Origin of the sequence: Pseudomonas sp. DWP2-2 (assembly GCF_049897065.1) — a bacterium.
GTDB classification, from domain to species: Bacteria; Pseudomonadota; Gammaproteobacteria; order Pseudomonadales; family Pseudomonadaceae; genus Aquipseudomonas; species Aquipseudomonas paracarnis.
In genome coordinates this window covers 109,833-126,259 of the sequence record NZ_JAFCVN010000007.1, presented here as the reverse complement: position 1 = coordinate 126,259, position 16,427 = coordinate 109,833, and the positions used below count along the sequence as shown (strand labels likewise).

Below are 16,427 nucleotides of genomic sequence, written 5' to 3'. Positions count from 1 at the left end.
AAATCACCGGCGTTGTGGCAAACTTCGCGGTTACAAGATTAGATAAAGCGTTGCCAGTTTGATGCCTGCTGGACGGAATCAAACGACTTACAGTTTGGTACGACGGTACCAATATCTTCTGCCTGACAGATTTAGAGGAACGACCGTGCATAACGTCGTCATCAGCGGCACCGGCCTGTACACCCCGGCCAACAGCATCTCCAACGAAGAGCTGGTGCAGTCTTTCAATGCCTACGTCCAACAGTTCAACGCCGACAACGCCGCCGCGATCGAACGTGGCGAGGTGCAGGCGCTGACCGAGTCGAGCGCGGCATTCATCGAAAAGGCATCCGGCATCAAGAGCCGTTTTGTGATGGACAAAGACGGCATCCTCGATCCGCAGCGCATGGCGCCGCGCCTGCCCGAGCGCAGCAACGACGAATGGTCGGTGCTTTGCCAGATGGCCATCGGTGCCGCCGAACAAGCCCTGCAGCGCGCCGGCAAGACCGCCGCCGACATTGATGGCGTGATTGTCGCCTGCTCCAACCTGCAACGTGCCTACCCGGCGATCGCCATTGAAGTCCAGGAAGCCTTGGGTATCCAGGGTTTCGGCTTCGACATGAACGTGGCGTGTTCCTCGGCCACCTTCGGCATCCAGAACGCGGCCAACAGCATCCAGTTGGGCCAGGCCCGGGCGATCCTGATGGTCAACCCGGAAGTCTGCACCGGCCACCTGAACTTTCGTGACCGTGACAGCCATTTTATCTTCGGTGATGCCGCCACGGCGGTGATCCTGGAACGTGCTGACCTGGCGACGTCCGAACATCAGTTCGATGTGGTGAGCACCAAGCTGCTGACCAAGTTTTCCAACAACATTCGCAACAACTTCGGCTTTCTCAACCGCACGGCGGAAGAGGGCATCGGCGCCCCCGACAAGCTGTTCGTGCAGGAAGGCCGCAAGGTATTCCGCGATGTTTGCCCGATGGTGGCCGAATTGATCGGCGAGCACTTGGCAGAAAACCAGCTGAGTGTGACTGATGTGAAGCGTTTCTGGCTGCACCAGGCCAACCTGAGCATGAATCACTTGATCGTGAAAAAATTGCTGGGGCGCGAGGCATCGGTGGAAGAAGCGCCGGTGATCCTCGATACTTACGCCAATACCAGCTCGGCCGGCTCGGTGATTGCGTTTCACACTTATCAGGATGACCTGCCCAAGGGCGCGGTTGCCGTACTCAGCTCCTTTGGCGCCGGGTATTCGATTGGCAGTGTGATCCTGCGCAAACGCTGAGTGTGTGGCCGGACGCGATCAACTGTGGGAGCTGGCTTGCCTGCGAAGGCATCGGCTCGGTGTGCCTGAATCACCGAGTTGTCTGGATCGCAGGCAAGCCAGCTCCCACATTGAGCGTATTTCCACGGCAATATTGAGGTAATCGATGGCAGCAGCGGACGATGCGCACCTGCTTGAACGCCTGCTCAAGGGTGAGCAGCGGGCTTATAAGGATTTGGTCAACACTTACCAGAGTGCGATGCGGGCAGTGGCGTATGCCATCGTCGGCCAGCGCCATGCCGATGAGGTGGTGCAAGATGCCTGGCTCTCGGTGGTGCGCAACCTGGCCAAGTTCGAAGGGCGATCGAGCCTCAAGACATGGTTATTGACGATCACTGCCAACTCCGCAAAGAGCCGTTACAAACAAAGTCGTCGGGAAGTCCTTCTCGACGATTTGCCCTCACCCCACGGCACCATTGGCGATGAACGCTTCAGCCCGGATGATGGCCATTGGGCTGTCGCCCCTTACGCTTGGCACCAGGACACCCCGGAAGCGCTGCTGACCGAAGATGAACTGCGCAAATGCCTGGAGCATACGATTCTGAGTTTGTCCGAATTGCAAAGCAGTGTGCTGGTCCTGCGTGAACGCCAGGGCCTGGAACTGGAAGAAATCTGTAATCTTCTGACCCTTTCACTCTCCAACGTCCGTGTGCTGTTGCATCGAGCGCGGCTTAAAGTCTTCGCCACGGTGGAGCATTTTGAGGAAACGGGCGAATGTTGACCTGTAAAGAACAAGTAGCGCGTTCCAGTGACTATCTCGATGGGCAATTGACCTTTCGGGAGCGTCTGCTGGTGCGTCATCACTTGATGTTTTGTCCGAACTGCCGGCGCTTTATCCGTCAGATGCGCCTGATGCAGGCAACGCTCAAGCGCATGCCTCAGGAACCGGTGGAGGGTGTTGATGCGCTGGCCGAACAACTGGCCGCCGAGCGGCTTAAAGACATCATGTAGGAGCGAGCTTGCTGTGGCGAGGGAGCTTGCTCCCGCTCGACTGCGCAGCAGTCGCAGGCTTTTGGGGGCGCTTCGCACCCCAGCGCAAGCAAGCTTGCTCGCCACAGCAAGCTCGCTCCTACATGCTAAGCGTTAGAACTTGGCTTCAGCATCCAGCTGCAAGGTGTTGGTATCGGCATCCCGCTGGGTCCGGCTGGCGAAGTCAGCCTTGGTCAGGAAGTAGGTGGCGCCGATGGCGAAGTTCTTGTCGATGTCATAGCTGACTTTCATCTTGTGACCGCGCGAGCCGGTGGTGCCGTTGGCGAAGTCCGAATCGGTGAAGGCGCCTACGACGGCGTTACGTTGAACGTCGCGGTAGTTGTAGTCCAGGTTCAAACCGAACACCTTGGACTTGGCACCCAGCAACCAGGCGGTGTCCTGGTCGGTCACCGCATCGTTGTTTTTCACGTACTGGCCGTAGAACGACAGCGGCACGGCCAGGCCACCGATGTCTGCTTGCGCAAAGCCTTCGTACAAGCGGAATTCATTGTTGGCCGAGTTGCCGTTGACCGCCAATGCGCAAGGCGTGGTGGTGGTTGTGCAGCGGCTGTCTTCGTCATTCTTGTAGGCGTAGATGCTGCCGCCCAAGGTCATTTTCAGGTTGTCGGTGACCGAGAACCGCGTGCCCAACTGGCCGGACGTCAGGCGCAGGTCATGGCGAAATTGCACGCCGTCACCGTCCACGTTGTCCTTGAGGTTGTAGTTACCCAGGCTACCGAACAGCTCAGCGCTGCTACCCAGTGGGTATTTGTAGGTGACGGCCAGGCCTTCAGGGTTGATGTCGCTATCCCAGATCACATCGCCCATGTTCACCCACGGCTGCAGCATCTTGCCGCCGATCACGTGCAGGTTCTTGATCTGGTCCGGGTGGTAGTCGATGTAGCCGAGGTCCAGCCAGATCGACTTCTTATCGAAGTAACCATCCTGGTCTTGGTTGGTGGAGCGTGCATCATCGCCGCCGCCGGTGGCGATACGGATACCAGTGTCCACCTGCGGGTTGATTTCGGTGTAGGCACCCAGGCGGGCACGAATGCGTTGACGGTCTTTGTCACGCCCACCGTTGTTGGGCTCGCCGTCGATCTTGATGGTTTCCTGGCGGAAGCGCACGTCACCCTTGAACTGGGTCTTGGCTGCCCAAGCCAATTTCTGGTCGAAGCTGCTCAGCTCGTTGGTTTTTTTCGCAGTGGCCGCGATCTGCTCGTTGGTCTCTTGTTGAGCCTGGCGTGCGATCTGCTGCTCTTTCTGATCCCTGGCCAGTTCCATTTGCAGTTCGGTGTACTGCGCCGCGGTGATCTGGCCGTTGGCCTTGAGCATGTCGAGCAATTTAGCGTCGACTGCAGCGCTGGCCGGAACGCTCAGTGCCAGCAACAGGCCGCCACACAGGACCGCCGCAGTTTTAGTGGAAGCAAGACGCATATCAATCTCCGAAAGTGAGGAGGGAGGGCAACACCCTCCAGGACACAACCGACCCATGACGGACGGAAAAAATGTCGCCCGGTAGACCCGGACGCTCTAAAAACTGGCGTCAGTATCGCGACCGTTTATGACGGAGTAGTGGCTAAGTGATTTCATCTAGATGACAAATCGTTACGCAACGGAACTAAGGGTTTTGACGTCTGTCCGCGTGTTTTGAGGATGTGTGCGCGGCTGTGATCAGCGATACTCCCCAGGTTTTCATGCCAAGAAACAATGAGGATGCCGATGCCGCTGCAACGCCTGGACAGCCTGTCCGATATCGCTGCGCACACGTGGGATGCCCTGATGCCACAGGCCCAGCCGTTTATGCAGCATGGGTTTCTCAGTGCGCTGGAAGACAGCGCCAGCATCGGCCCGCATTCGGGCTGGCAGACGGAGCACTTGCTGCACTGGGAAGGCGACCGGTTGATGGCGGCATTGCCGGGTTATCGCAAATGGCATTCTTATGGCGAGTACGTGTTCGATCACGGCTGGGCCGACGCTTGCGAGCGCGCCGGCATCGACTATTACCCCAAGTTGCTGACGGCCGTGCCGTTCAGCCCGGTCGGTGGGCCGCGCGTATTGGCTGCCAGTGCCGCAGACGCTTTCGAATTGCTTAATAGCCTGCCGGGGTATCTGGAGATCGAGGGCCTGTCGAGCGCCCATATCAACTTTGCCGATGCCCTCGCCGATGAAGCCATGGCCCAACACCCCGGCTGGTTGCAACGCCTGGGTTGTCAGTTTCATTGGCAGAACCGTGGTTACCGCGACTTCCAGGATTTCCTCGACGCCCTGAGTTCACGCAAGCGCAAACAGATGCGCAAAGAGCGCGAACAAGTGGCAGGGCAGGGTATCGAGTTCGAGTGGTTGCAAGGCCATGAGCTGAGCGAATCCCAGTGGGATTTTGTTTACGCCTGCTACGCCAACACCTACGCGGTGCGTCGGCAATCGCCCTACCTGACCCGCGCATTTTTCAGCCTGTTGGCTGAGCGCATGCCCACAGCCATACGCGTAGTCTTGGCCAAACAAGGCACGCGCCCGGTGGCGATGGCCTTCAGCCTGATCGGTGGCGACAGCTTCTACGGCCGCTACTGGGGTTGCCTGGCGGAATTCGACCGCCTGCATTTCGAGACCTGTTTCTACCAAGGCATGGACTACGCCATCGCCCACGGCCTGCAACGCTTCGATGCGGGTGCCCAGGGGGAGCACAAATTGATTCGCGGGTTTGAGCCGGTGATTACGCGGTCATGGCACTACCTGCGCCACCCGGGGTTGAAGAACGCTGTGGAAGATTTTCTTGAGCGCGAACGGGTGGGGGTTCTGGCGTATGCCGAAGAGGCGAGGGCGGCCCTGCCTTATCGGCACTCTGACGGCACGTGAAACACCCTGTAGGAGCGAGCTTGCTCGCGAAGAACGTGCAGACGACGCGGGATTACAGCTGTATGCACCGCGTCATCGTTGGCGTTTTTCGCGAGCAAGCTCGCTCCTGCAGGGATTGGGTCAAGCTGTTTTTTCTGCACCCACCCATCGGTACGTAATGCCGCCGATCACCGCGCCGAGGATGGGCGCGAGCCAGAACAGCCACAATTGCTGCAGCGCCCAGCCGCCGACAATCAACGCAGGCCCTGTGCTGCGGGCCGGGTTGACCGAGGTGTTGGTCACCGGGATGGAGATAAGGTGGATCAGCGTCAGCCCCAGGCCAATGGCGATGGGCGCGAAGCCTGCCGGGGCTCGACGGTCGGTGGCGCCAAGGATGATCAGCACGAACATCGCCGTCATCACCAGCTCACAGACAAAGCCTGCCGCCATTGAATAACCACCGGGTGAATGCTCGCCATAACCATTGCTTGCCAGCCCGGAGGCCAGTTCGAACCCGGGTTTGCCGCTGGCGATGAAGTACAGCAGTGCGGCGGCGATGGCGCCACCGATCACTTGCGACACGATGTAGGCCGGCAACTCCCTGGCCGGGAATCTGCCGCCGACCACCAACCCCACCGAGACGGCCGGGTTAAGGTGACAGCCGCTGATATGCCCTATGGCAAATGCCATGGTCAGCACCGTGAGCCCAAAAGCCAGGGACACCCCGAGCAGGCCGATGCCAACGTTGGGGAACACTGCGGCCAATACCGCACTCCCGCAGCCACCCAACACCAGCCAAAACGTACCCAGTCCTTCCGTTACGGAACGTTTGAACAGTGACATGAACACTTCCTTAGATTGCTCTATCTGATTAACGGTCTGTGTGGCTTCCCTGCCGCCTTAAATCAGGGCCCTCCTGGGGCCTGATTGCAGTACAGCAGGATTGTGTCGCAAGACCAGCCAGATAGAGGAAGCTGTCAGAATTGTTCGGAATTGAGCGGGGCTTTACCCAGCGAAATCAGTCTATGCCGACAAAACCCCCGGTCTGATGCTGCCATAACCGCGAATAAAGCCCGCCGTATGCCAGCAACTCGGAATGGCTGCCGCTCTCGGCAATCAGGCCTTTTTCTAGCACCACCAGGCGGTCCATTCGTGCGATGGTCGACAACCGGTGTGCAATTGCGATCACCGTCTTGCCCTGCATCAAGGTTTCCAGGCTCTCCTGGATCGCCGCTTCTACTTCCGAGTCCAGCGCGGAGGTGGCTTCGTCCATGATCAGGATCGGCGCGTCCTTGAGCAGCACGCGGGCGATAGCGATACGCTGGCGTTGCCCGCCGGAGAGTTTCACCCCGCGTTCACCCACATGGGCATCCAGCCCGGTGCGGCCCTCGGAATCCGACAGCAGCGGGATGAACTCATCGGCGCGGGCCTTGTGCACCGCCGCCCAGAGTTCTTCGTCAGTTGCGTCGGGCTTGCCATACAGCAGGTTGTCGCGGATCGAGCGGTGCAGCAACGAGGTGTCTTGGGTGATCATGCCGATCTGCGCGCGCAGGCTTTCCTGGGCCACTTCGGCGATGTCCTGGCCGTCGATGAGGATACGCCCGCCCTGCAGGTCGTACAGGCGCAGCAGCAGGTTGACCAGCGTCGATTTGCCCGCGCCGGATGGGCCGATCAAGCCGATCTTTTCCCCGGCCTTGATCTCAAGGTTGAGGCCGCCAATGATTCCGCTCTTCTTGCCGTAGTGGAAGTCCACTTGCTCAAAGCGTACCTGGCCGTGGGGCACCGTCAGGCGCGGAGCGTTTTCACGATCGATAACGGCCAGTGGCTGGGCGATGGTCTTCAGGCCGTCCTGCACGATACCGATGTTTTCGAAAATGCCGTTGACCACCCACATGATCCAGCCGGACATGTTGACGATGCGGATCACCAGGCCGGTGGCCAGGGCAATCGCGCCCACGGAAATCAGCGACTGGGTCCACAGCCACAGGGCCAGGCCGGTGGTGGTGACGATCAGCAGGCCGTTCAGAATACAGATCACGGTGTCCATGCTGGTGAGCACGCGGGCGGCCAGTTGGGTTTTTTCGGTCTGCTCGATGATCGCTTGCTTGGCGTATTCCTGTTCGTTCTGCGTATGGGCGAACAGCTTCAAAGTGGTGATATTGGTGTAGCCGTCGACGATTCGGCCCATCAGTTTGGAGCGCGCCTCGGAGGAAATCACCGAGCGTTCTTTCACCCGAGGTACGAAGTAACGCAGGGCCAGGCTGTAGCAAACGATCCAGGTGATCAGCGGAATCATCAGCCGCCAGTCGGCTTCGGCAAACAACACCAGGGCACTGATGGCGTAGATCGACACGTGCCAGATAGCCTCCGCGGTCGCCACCGCCGAGTCACGCAAGGAGTTGCCGGTTTGCATGATCCGCTGGGCGATGCGCCCGGCGAAATCGTTTTGAAAGAAATTCAGGCTCTGCTTGAGCACGTAGCTGTGGTTCTGCCAGCGAATCAGGCTGGTCATGCCAGGGTTGATGGTCTGGTGCACCAGCAAGTCATGCAGGCCGTTGAAAAGCGGGCGCAACAACAAGGCGACCACGGCCATCCAGATCAGCTCGGCGCTGTGGATCTGGAAAAAATTCGCCGGTGGCGTGCCCTGGGCCAGGTCGATGATGCGGCTCAGGTAGCTGAACAACGCAACTTCGATCAGGGCGCCGACCAGCCCCACCACCAGCAGTGCGGCGAAGCACGGCCACACCTGGCGCAGGTAATAGAGATAGAAGGGCAGGACTTTTTCGGGAGGGGCCGCGCTGGGGGCGTCGCGGAAAATATCGATCAGTTGTTCAAAACGACGATAGAGCATTAGGTTTGACGCCCGCCGGGCGGGCTCTCCTTTCAAAGGTGCACGGTGCCATGCGGGCACCGTGCAAAGCTGCCTGCGGACCTCAGTCGATGCGCTTGGCCGACTTGATGATCACAGGATCGATAGGCACGTTTTGCATGCCTTGCTTGGTGGTGGTCTGGGAGTTGACGATGATGTCGACCACGTCCATGCCCTTGACCACTTTGGCGAACACGGCATAACCGGCATCGCGGCCCGGGTCGAGGAAGGCATTGTCGGCCACGTTGATGAAGAATTGGCTGGTGGCCGAGTTCGGGTCATTGGTGCGAGCCATGGATAAGGTGCCACGCACGTTATGCAGGCCATTGCTGGCTTCGTTCTTGATCGGTGCTTCGGTCGGCTTTTGTGACATTTGCTGGGTGAACCCGCCGCCCTGGACCATGAAGCCCGGGATCACGCGGTGAAAGATCGTATTGGTGTAGAAGCCCTTGTCGACATAGGCCAGGAAGTTCTTGGTGCTGATCGGCGCCTTGACCGGGTCCAGTTCGATTTCAATCTGGCCGTTGGTGGTGTCGAGCAACACGTGTGGCGCCTTGGCCGGCTCGGCCGCCATCAGGTTGGCAGCGAACAGGGCGGAACCGGCAAAGAAGGCGATTTTTTTCAGCATGGGTCAGTGATCCTGGGTAGTGGTTTCGACGGTCTTTAGAAACTCGAGCAAGGTCGCGTTAAAGACCTCGGGTTGATCCAAGGGCGTGGCATGGCGGGAATCTTCGATGACCACCAGCCGCGCATCGGGCAGCAGTTTTACATAGATTTCTTTCTGCGCCACGGGGGTGTAGTCATGGTCGGCGCTGATGACCAGGGTTGGACAGGCAATTCTCGACAGTTGTTCCTGCACGCCCCAGCCCACGATGGCGTCGAAGCTGGCGAGATAAGCACGTTTGTCGTTGCTTGCCCAGCGTTCGGCCATCTTGCGGCGCAGGTCGGCCTGCTCAGGTTTTGGGAACAGCCGATCGCCCAAGGCCTTGCCGATGGTGCCCAGGCTGAGCACGCGGGCCAGGGTCCAGCGTTTGGCCCACTGCCAATAGTCGTCGGCACTGCGCACCTTGACCTCAGGCGCGCTGTTGACGATGCACAGGCTTTTGACCCGCAGGGGTTCATCCACCGCCAGTTGGAAGGCGATCATGCCGCCCATGGATAAACCCACCACGTGGGCCGCTGGCAGGTCGAGGTGTTCGATCAGGGCGACCAGGTCGAAGGTAAACCCTTTGATGCTGTAGCGCTCCCGGGGTTTGTCCGAGCGACCATGGCCGCGCACGTCAACCACGATCAGGCGGTAGTGCCGGGCGAGTACCGGTACTTGCAGTTCCCAATCCTGGCTGCTGGAGCCCAGGCCGTGAATCAGGATCAGGGGGTTGCCATGGCCGTATTCCTCGTAATGCAGGCTGCAGCCTTCATGATCGAACCAGGCCATGGATGAACTCCGTTTCAGGCTTGTTGGGGAGCGGCGAAGGGCGCGTCCAGGGGAGCGGTGTCAAAGGTGCGCAGCAATTCCACGAGGATCTGCGTGGCGGGCCCCAAGGGTTTGTCTTTGTTGGAGTACAGGTAAAACGTCGGGTTGCGACTGCCACCTTTTTCCAGGGGAAGCTGCTTGAGCACGCCTTCCTTGAGTTCGCGCTCGATCATGTGCCGGGGCAGCCAGGCAAAGCCCAGGCCGCTGCCGACGAAGGTGGCGGCAGTAGCGAGGCTGCCGACGGTCCAGCGCTGTTCGGCGCCGAGCCAGCCGACGTCGCGCGGTTGTTGGCGGCCGGAGTCACGGATCACCACCTGCATCTGGCTCTCCAGGTCGTGGAAACTCAGCTCACGGTTGAGGCGATGCAGCGAGTGATCGGGGTGGGCCACGGCGACGAACTCCACATCGCTCATTTCCGTGCCCAGGTAGCCCGGGATGATAAACCCGCAAATGGCCAGGTCCGCCATGCCGTCGAGCAGCAACTCTTCGACGCCGGACAGTACTTCTTCGCGCAGGCGTACCCGGCAGCCACGGCTTTGCGGCATAAAGGCGGTTAATGCGCGAACGAGACGTGCGCTGGGGTAGGCGGCGTCCACCACCAAGCGCACTTCGGCTTCCCAGCCCTGTTCCATATGATGAGCGAGGTCCTCCAGTTGGCTGGCGTTTTTCACCAGTTGGCGGGATCGGCGCAGCAGCACCTCACCGGCCTCGGTCAGCACCGCCTTGCGCCCGTCGATACGCAGCAAGGGGACGCCGAGTTGGTCCTGCATGCGCGCCACGGTGTAGCTCACTGAAGATTGCGAACGATGCAGCGCTTCGGCGGCTTGGGCAAAGCCGCCATGGTCGACCACGGCTTGCAAGGTGCGCCATTGATCGAGGGTAACGCGGGGCGCTTTCAAGATGAGCTCCTCTTGTCCTAAGCTGGCGGTCCTTATTGGAGACTGCCGAATGAGAAAATTGTGTTGTGTGTTGCTGGCGTTGCTGCCGATGAGCGCGTTTGCCTATCCTATCGACGTGACGAAAAAGATCGATGGCGTGAGCATTGACTACACCGCCTCCGATGTGGACGGCGACATCAGTTCGATCCAGCTGAACAACTACGGCGCCCAGGACGCGGTGTGCAAGGTCACCTTTACCAACGGCCCGGAATCGCCACGCCGTCGTACCGTGACCGTGCCTGCTGGCAAAAGCACTAACACCACGGTCAAGTTCAACCGCGCCATCATCAAGATGCGTATTGCCCTGGACTGCGCGCCAAAATAAAGCAACAGCGGAGCGTGCTCACAGGAATACTCCGCTTATAAACAAATTTCTAGATGGGTTGTAGCAGTTTTTTGCGCTTTTTTATCGAATAGGCCCTGGTTAACCTTCTCTCCATCGACTTACAGCAATTACCGATGGAGCCTACGAAGCCATGTCCAATGTTCTGATCATCGAAAGCAGTGCGCGCCAGCAGGATTCCATTTCCCGCCAGCTCACCCAACAGTTCATCAGCCAATGGCAAGTCGCCCGTCCGGCAGACCGCATCACCGTGCGCGACGTAGCGCTCAATCCGGTACCCCATCTGGATGCCAACCTGCTGGGCGGCTGGATGAAACCGGCGGAGCAGCGTAACGACGACGAACAGGTGTCCCTGGACCGCTCCAACGAGTTAACTGACGAACTGCTGGCCGCCGACGTGTTGGTGATGGCCGCGCCGATGTACAACTTCGCCATTCCGAGCACCCTTAAAGCCTGGCTGGATCACGTGTTGCGGGCGGGTGTGACCTTTAAATACACCGCCACCGGGCCCCAGGGTCTGTTGACCGGCAAGCGCGCTATCGTGCTCACCGCACGCGGTGGTATCCACACTGGCGCCACCTCGGATCACCAGGAACCGTACCTGCGCCAGGTCATGGCATTTATCGGCATTCATGACGTTACCTTCATTCACGCCGAAGGCGTCAACCTGGGCGGCGACTTCCAGGAGAAGGGCCTCAATCATGCCAAGGCGCAACTGGCCCAGGTGGCCTGAGGCGTTAATCGTCAGATAATCCCGTGCTGCTTATATAGCCCCACGCAAACCCTTCAAGTACGCGTATCGAACCTCCCTTTGCACTTTTGCTCCTGAGTGCTCCCGCCCGACTGCCGCTTTAGCGAGGTCGGGTTTTTTTTGCGCCGAGTTTCTTCAAAAACCAAAAAGCTTTAATGTCGCGCCCATTCGAAACGAGGCGCGCATGGGCTATCTACTGGTTGTCACCCTGATTCAGGCATTTTCCTTCAGCTTGATTGGCGAATACCTCGCCGGTCACGTCGACAGTTACTTTGCGGTGCTGGTGCGCGTGGTGCTGGCCGGGCTGATCTTTATTCCGCTGACGCGCTGGCGCTCGGTGGAGCCCGCGTTCATGCGCGGCATGTTGGTGATCGGTGCATTGCAGTTCGGCGTGACCTACGTATGCCTGTACCTGAGCTTTCGTGTGCTGACGGTGCCGGAAGTGCTGCTGTTCACCATCCTCACACCGTTGCATGTGACCCTGATCGAGGACGCGCTTAATCGTCGCTTCAATCCCTGGGCACTGGTGGCGGCCCTGGTGGCGGTGGGGGGGGCGGCGGTGATTCGTTTCGATCAGATCACCCCGCATTTCCTGATGGGGTTCTTGCTGCTGCAATTGGCCAATTTCACCTACGCCGCCGGGCAAGTCATGTACAAGCACCTGGTGGCGCGTTATCCCAGTGACCAGCCGCACTTCCGGCGTTTCGGTTATTTCTACCTGGGCGCCTTGTTGGTGGTGTTGCCGGCGTTCCTGCTGTTCGGCAAGGCTGACTTCCTGCCGCAAGCGCCGCTGCAATGGGGTGTGCTGGTGTTCCTCGGGTTGGTCAGCACTGCGCTGGGCATGTACTGGTGGAACAAGGGCGCCTGCCTGGTCAATGGCGGCACCCTGGCGGTGATGAACAACCTGCATGTGCCGGTGGGGTTGCTGCTGAACCTGCTGATCTGGAACCAGCACGAACCGCTGGGCCGTTTGGCCCTGGGCGGTCTGGTGATTCTGGGGGCGGTGTGGATCAGCCGGCTGGGTGTGCGTCGGGCGGTATCGTCCCCATCGTGATCACCACCTTGCCTTTGGCGCGGCCTTGTTCGACATAGTCCAGGGCCGCCGCTGTGAATTCGAACGGAAAGGTACGGTCGATAACCGGCCGGATACTGCCGGACTCGACCAGCGCGGTGATTTGATCCAGTTGTGCGCCACTGGCACGCATGAAGACAAACTCATAGCTCACGCCTTGCTTGCGTGCTTTCCTGCGGATACCGCTGCTCAACACACCCATGACCAGGCCCAATAACCAGGGCAGGTTCTGGGCGCGGGCGAAGGCGGGTGTCGGCGGCCCGGAGATGGAGATGAGCTGACCGCCGGGCTTGAGAATCTTCAGTGACTTGGCCAGCGCATCCGGGCCCAGGCTGTTCAGCACCACATCGTAATCCCGCAGCACGGCCTCGAAGGCTTGCTGTTTGTAGTCGATCACTACATCCGCGCCCAACGCCTTGACCCACTCCACATTGGCGGTGCTGGTGGTGGTGGCGACAAAAGCGCCCAAATGCTTGGCCAGCTGGATGGCGATACTGCCCACCCCGCCTGAGCCCGCATGAATGAACACCTTCTGGCCTTTCTTCAGCTTCGCGGTTTCCACCAGCACCTGCCACGCCGTGAGCGCGACCAGGGGCAGGGACGCGGCTTGCTCCATGGTGATGTTGTCGGGTTTGCGCGCCAGTGCGTCTTCGTGCACGGCAATCCGCTCGGCGAAGGTGCCGATACGTTGCTGGGGCGGACGAGCGTAGACTTCGTCCCCCGGCTTGAAGCGTCGTACCGCAGCGCCGACGCTGAGCACCACGCCGGCCAGGTCGTTGCCCAGTGTCAACGGCAATGCATAGGGCAGGATCAGTTTGAATTCGCCCTTGGCGATCTTTGCATCCAGCACATTGACGCTGCTGGCCCGCACCTGGACCAGCACGTCATGTTCACCCACAACAGGCGCGGGGGTCTCGATGAGGCGGCCGGGCTGCTTGCCGTACCGTTCGATGGAAAATGCCTTCATGGTTCAACGCTCGTTGCTTCGGTGAGAAGGGCAGGCGCGGAGCACGCCTGCTACCGGTTGATCAGGCGTTGGCCAGGTAACGCTCGGCAACCTGGGACTGCTTGATCTGCGCCAGCAAGCCTTGCCGCGCAGCCTGCAACGCGTCCCAACGGGCGCCGTCCTGCAACGGCGGAATGGTCACCGGCTCGCGGCGGTCGAAACCGACCAGCGCTGCGTCCACCAGATCACCCACTTCCATCACGTCGGTGAGGGTGTTGATATCAATGCCCGCACGCTCCCAGATCTCGGTACGCGTGGCAGCGGGCAGCACGGCTTGCACGTACACGCCTTTGGGCGCCAGTTCCAGGCTCATGCCTTGGGACAGGAACAGCACGAACGCCTTGGTCGCGCCGTACACCGTCATGCCGAATTCCGGGGCCAGGCCCACTACCGAGCCAATGTTGATGATAGCGCCGTTGCCGACTGCCGCCAGGCGCGGGGCGATGGCACTGGCCAGGCGCACCAGTGCAGTGGTGTTGAGGGCGACCAACTGCGCGACGCTGTCGGTGGACTGCTCGATAAAACCGCCGGACTGCGCGGCGCCGGCATTGTTGACCAGGGTGCCAATGCTGGCGTCATCACGCAGGCGCGCTTCAACTGCTGCCAGGTCAGCGGTCTGGGTCAAGTCGGCGGGGAGGATATCAACGCTGACGGCGTGGTGCTCACGCAACCTGGCGGCGAGCGCTTCCAGGCGCGTGATGTCACGGGCGACCAGTACGAGGTCGTGGCCGCGTGCGGCAAAGCGTTCGGCGTAGGCGGCGCCAATGCCGGTCGAAGCGCCAGTGATCAGAACGGTGTTGGAAGTACTCATGGTGTGATGCTCTGTGAGTGCGAGGAGGTTTTATGATGTCGATCATAATCAAAGCTGTCAACGGTTTTGATTATGATCGACATCATAGTAATATGCCTATCTCGCACGCTGTCAGGACCACAGACATGAAGATCACCAAGGCGCAGTCACAGAGCAATCGGGCCCATATCGTCGCGACAGCTTCGGAGCTGTTCCGCGAGCGGGGTTTCGATGGGGTGGGCGTGGCCGAGTTGATGGCTGCGGCCGGTTTTACCCAAGGCGGCTTTTACAAGCACTTCGGTTCCAAGGCGGACTTGATGGCGGAAGCAGCCGCTAACAGTCTGGCGCAGTCACTGGCCGACAGCGCGGAGATGGAGGTGGAGCAGTTTTTCGAGGTTTACCTGTCCAGGCAGCACCGCGACCATCGCGGCGGCGGATGCACATTGGCGGCGTTGTGTGCCGATGCCGCCCGTCAATCGGACACGCTGAAGGCGACCTTTGCCGACGGTTTGGAAAATACCCTGCAGGCCCTGGAAGCAAAGTACAACGCAGCTCATGAGACGCCACAAGAAGGCGTGCGCGCGAAAATGCTCGACAGCATGGCCCATGCCATCGGCGCAATCATGTTGTCGCGGGCGTGCCCGGATGATTCCGCACTGGCCGATGAAGTGCTTGAGGTTTGCCGCAAGGAGATTACGGCGTCACTGCCGTAATCCCGTTTGCATTACTCATGCCGTTTCGGCGATGGGTACCTGCGTGGCTCCGGCCAACGCCGGCAGCACGCCGGCGCGCAGGTCGTTGCCGCTCGGCTGCTGATACAGGCTCAGCCCGAACTCCGGCAACACTGCCAATAGATAATCGAAGATATCGCCCTGGATCCGCTCGTAATCGCCCCACGCCGTGGTGCGGGTAAAGCAGTAGATCTCCAGCGGCACGCCCTGGGCGGTGGTTTGCATCTGGCGCACCATGCAAGTCATGTTGGGCTGGATGTCCGGGTGGCTTTGCAGGTACGCCAGGGCGTAGGCGCGGAAGGTGCCGAGGTTGGTCATGCGCCGACGGTTGGCCGACAGTTGCGCGCTGTGGCCCTGAGCCTCGTTCCAGGCCTTGAGTTCGGCCTGCTTGCGGCTGATATAGCCGCTGAGCAAGTGCACCTGGGTCATGCGCACTTCTTCCTCGTCGTTCAGGAAGCGTACGCCGCTGGCGTCGATGTACAGGCTGCGCTTGATACGGCGCCCACCGGAGGCCTGCATGCCACGCCAGTTCTTGAACGACTCGGACATCAGGCGCCAGGTGGGGATGGAGACGATGGTCTTGTCGAAGTTCTGCACCTTCACCGTGTGCAGCGTTATATCCACCACATCGCCATCGGCGCCGACCTGAGGCATTTCGATCCAGTCACCGACGCGCAGCATGTCGTTGCTGGTCAATTGCACACTGGCGACGAACGACAGCAGGGTGTCCTTGTACACCAACAGAATCACCGCCGACATCGCACCCAGGCCGGAGAGCAGCAACAGCGGCGAGCGGTCGATCAGGGTGGCGACGATGATGATCGCGCCAAACACGAACAGCACCATTTTCGCCAGTTGCACATAGCCTTTGATCGAGCGGGTGCGTGCGTGTTCGGTGCGTGCGTAGATATCCAGCAGCGCGTTGAGCAGGGCACTCATGGCCAAAACCATGAACAGAATGGTGATCGCCAGGGCGACGTTGCCGATAAACAGAATGGCGGTCTTGCTCAGGTCCGGCACCAGGTACAGGCCGAACTGGACCACCAGCGATGGCGTCATCTGCGCCAGGCGATGGAAGACTTTGTTATGCCGCAGGTCGTTCAGCCAGTGCAGGGCCGGCTGCCGGCCGAGCAATTTGACCGCGTGCAGGATGAGGTAACGGGCGACCCTTCCCACCACCAATGCCACCACCAGCAACACCAGCAAGCCTAGGCTGGAATGCAGGACCGGGTGTTCATCGAGGGCGCCCCAAAGGTCTTGGACGTTGAGCCAGAGCTGTTTGATATCCATGAGTGAACCGATTCTTCTGTAAGACAACACGGGGCGATTAGAGCATTTAAGTG

General features: G+C 60.0%; 17 protein-coding genes. 8 read left to right on the top strand and 9 right to left on the bottom strand.

Translation table 11 applies throughout. The features are described 5' to 3' along the window. Positions 1–145 precede the first annotated feature (145 nt). From ACP7CZ_RS17300 to ACP7CZ_RS17290, 3 genes are all read left to right on the top strand, one after another. Positions 146–1,267: a beta-ketoacyl-ACP synthase III gene (locus ACP7CZ_RS17300; RefSeq protein WP_034128411.1), complete on the top strand. Its 1,122-nt coding sequence runs from the start codon at positions 146–148 to the stop codon at positions 1,265–1,267. Between the two features lie 145 nt (positions 1,268–1,412). Next, positions 1,413–2,027: an RNA polymerase sigma factor gene (locus ACP7CZ_RS17295; RefSeq protein WP_294165241.1), complete on the top strand. Its 615-nt coding sequence runs from the start codon at positions 1,413–1,415 to the stop codon at positions 2,025–2,027. Next, a complete protein-coding gene (locus tag ACP7CZ_RS17290) occupies positions 2,021–2,257 on the top strand; it encodes an anti-sigma factor family protein (RefSeq protein ID WP_020302662.1) in 237 nt (78 codons plus the stop codon). Before ACP7CZ_RS17295 ends, ACP7CZ_RS17290 begins: the two co-directional genes overlap by 7 nt. Positions 2,258–2,389: 132 nt before the next feature. On the opposite strand, the gene ACP7CZ_RS17285 is transcribed toward ACP7CZ_RS17290, so the two are convergent. Next, positions 2,390–3,712, bottom strand: a complete 1,323-nt coding sequence (locus ACP7CZ_RS17285) for a putative porin (RefSeq protein WP_003193136.1) — start codon at positions 3,710–3,712, stop codon at positions 2,390–2,392. 285 nt (positions 3,713–3,997) lie between these two features. Between ACP7CZ_RS17285 and ACP7CZ_RS17280 the strand changes: the two genes are divergently transcribed. Beyond that, a complete protein-coding gene (locus ACP7CZ_RS17280) occupies positions 3,998–5,131 on the top strand; it encodes a GNAT family N-acetyltransferase (protein ID WP_294165251.1) in 1,134 nt (377 codons plus the stop codon). Between the two features lie 120 nt (positions 5,132–5,251). Here ACP7CZ_RS17280 and aqpZ read toward each other — a convergent pair whose 3' ends face one another. From aqpZ to ACP7CZ_RS17255, 5 genes are all read right to left on the bottom strand, one after another. Then, positions 5,252–5,953, bottom strand: a complete 702-nt coding sequence (aqpZ, locus tag ACP7CZ_RS17275) for an aquaporin Z (RefSeq protein ID WP_294165255.1) — start codon at positions 5,951–5,953, stop codon at positions 5,252–5,254. A gap of 175 nt (positions 5,954–6,128) precedes the next feature. Then, positions 6,129–7,961: an ABC transporter ATP-binding protein gene (locus ACP7CZ_RS17270; protein ID WP_294165257.1), complete on the bottom strand. Its 1,833-nt coding sequence runs from the start codon at positions 7,959–7,961 to the stop codon at positions 6,129–6,131. A gap of 82 nt (positions 7,962–8,043) precedes the next feature. Further along, a complete protein-coding gene (locus ACP7CZ_RS17265) occupies positions 8,044–8,607 on the bottom strand; it encodes a peptidylprolyl isomerase A (protein ID WP_014719428.1) in 564 nt (187 codons plus the stop codon). A gap of 3 nt (positions 8,608–8,610) precedes the next feature. Continuing rightward, on the bottom strand, positions 8,611–9,414 hold the full coding sequence (locus tag ACP7CZ_RS17260) for an alpha/beta fold hydrolase (RefSeq protein ID WP_054897839.1): 804 nt from the start codon (positions 9,412–9,414) through the stop codon (positions 8,611–8,613). Positions 9,415–9,428: 14 nt separating this feature from the next. Continuing rightward, the gene (locus ACP7CZ_RS17255; RefSeq protein ID WP_003193120.1) at positions 9,429–10,352 is read right to left on the bottom strand and encodes a LysR family transcriptional regulator; all 924 of its coding nucleotides are present in this window, start codon (positions 10,350–10,352) and stop codon (positions 9,429–9,431) included. Positions 10,353–10,401: 49 nt separating this feature from the next. Here ACP7CZ_RS17255 and ACP7CZ_RS17250 point away from each other — a divergent pair, with 49 nt between their 5' ends. The 3 genes from ACP7CZ_RS17250 (at position 10,402) to ACP7CZ_RS17240 (ending at position 12,539) form a co-directional block, all read left to right on the top strand. Next, a complete protein-coding gene (locus ACP7CZ_RS17250) occupies positions 10,402–10,716 on the top strand; it encodes a 3-phosphoglycerate kinase (protein ID WP_014719425.1) in 315 nt (104 codons plus the stop codon). A 151-nt stretch (positions 10,717–10,867) separates the two neighbouring features. Beyond that, a complete protein-coding gene (locus ACP7CZ_RS17245; protein ID WP_294165263.1) occupies positions 10,868–11,467 on the top strand; it encodes an FMN-dependent NADH-azoreductase in 600 nt (199 codons plus the stop codon). Positions 11,468–11,669: 202 nt separating this feature from the next. Next, positions 11,670–12,539, top strand: coding sequence for a carboxylate/amino acid/amine transporter (locus ACP7CZ_RS17240; protein ID WP_034128297.1), 870 nt, complete (start codon positions 11,670–11,672; stop codon positions 12,537–12,539). Here ACP7CZ_RS17240 and ACP7CZ_RS17235 read toward each other — a convergent pair. Beyond that, positions 12,496–13,524 (bottom strand): NADP-dependent oxidoreductase, encoded by a 1,029-nt coding sequence (locus ACP7CZ_RS17235; RefSeq protein WP_294165266.1) that lies wholly within the window; start codon positions 13,522–13,524, stop codon positions 12,496–12,498. The two genes, ACP7CZ_RS17240 and ACP7CZ_RS17235, sit on opposite strands and share 44 nt — an antisense overlap. 61 nt (positions 13,525–13,585) lie before the next feature. Next, on the bottom strand, positions 13,586–14,374 hold the full coding sequence (locus ACP7CZ_RS17230; RefSeq protein WP_057976206.1) for an SDR family NAD(P)-dependent oxidoreductase: 789 nt from the start codon (positions 14,372–14,374) through the stop codon (positions 13,586–13,588). A 125-nt stretch (positions 14,375–14,499) separates the two neighbouring features. Between ACP7CZ_RS17230 and ACP7CZ_RS17225 the strand changes: the two genes are divergently transcribed. After that, positions 14,500–15,066 (top strand): TetR/AcrR family transcriptional regulator, encoded by a 567-nt coding sequence (locus ACP7CZ_RS17225; RefSeq protein ID WP_034128300.1) that lies wholly within the window; start codon positions 14,500–14,502, stop codon positions 15,064–15,066. Positions 15,067–15,081: 15 nt separating this feature from the next. On the opposite strand, the gene ACP7CZ_RS17220 is transcribed toward ACP7CZ_RS17225, so the two are convergent. Continuing rightward, entirely contained in the window at positions 15,082–16,374 is a 1,293-nt protein-coding gene (locus ACP7CZ_RS17220; protein WP_054920228.1) for a mechanosensitive ion channel family protein, read from the bottom strand. Between the last annotated feature and the right edge of the window lie 53 nt (positions 16,375–16,427).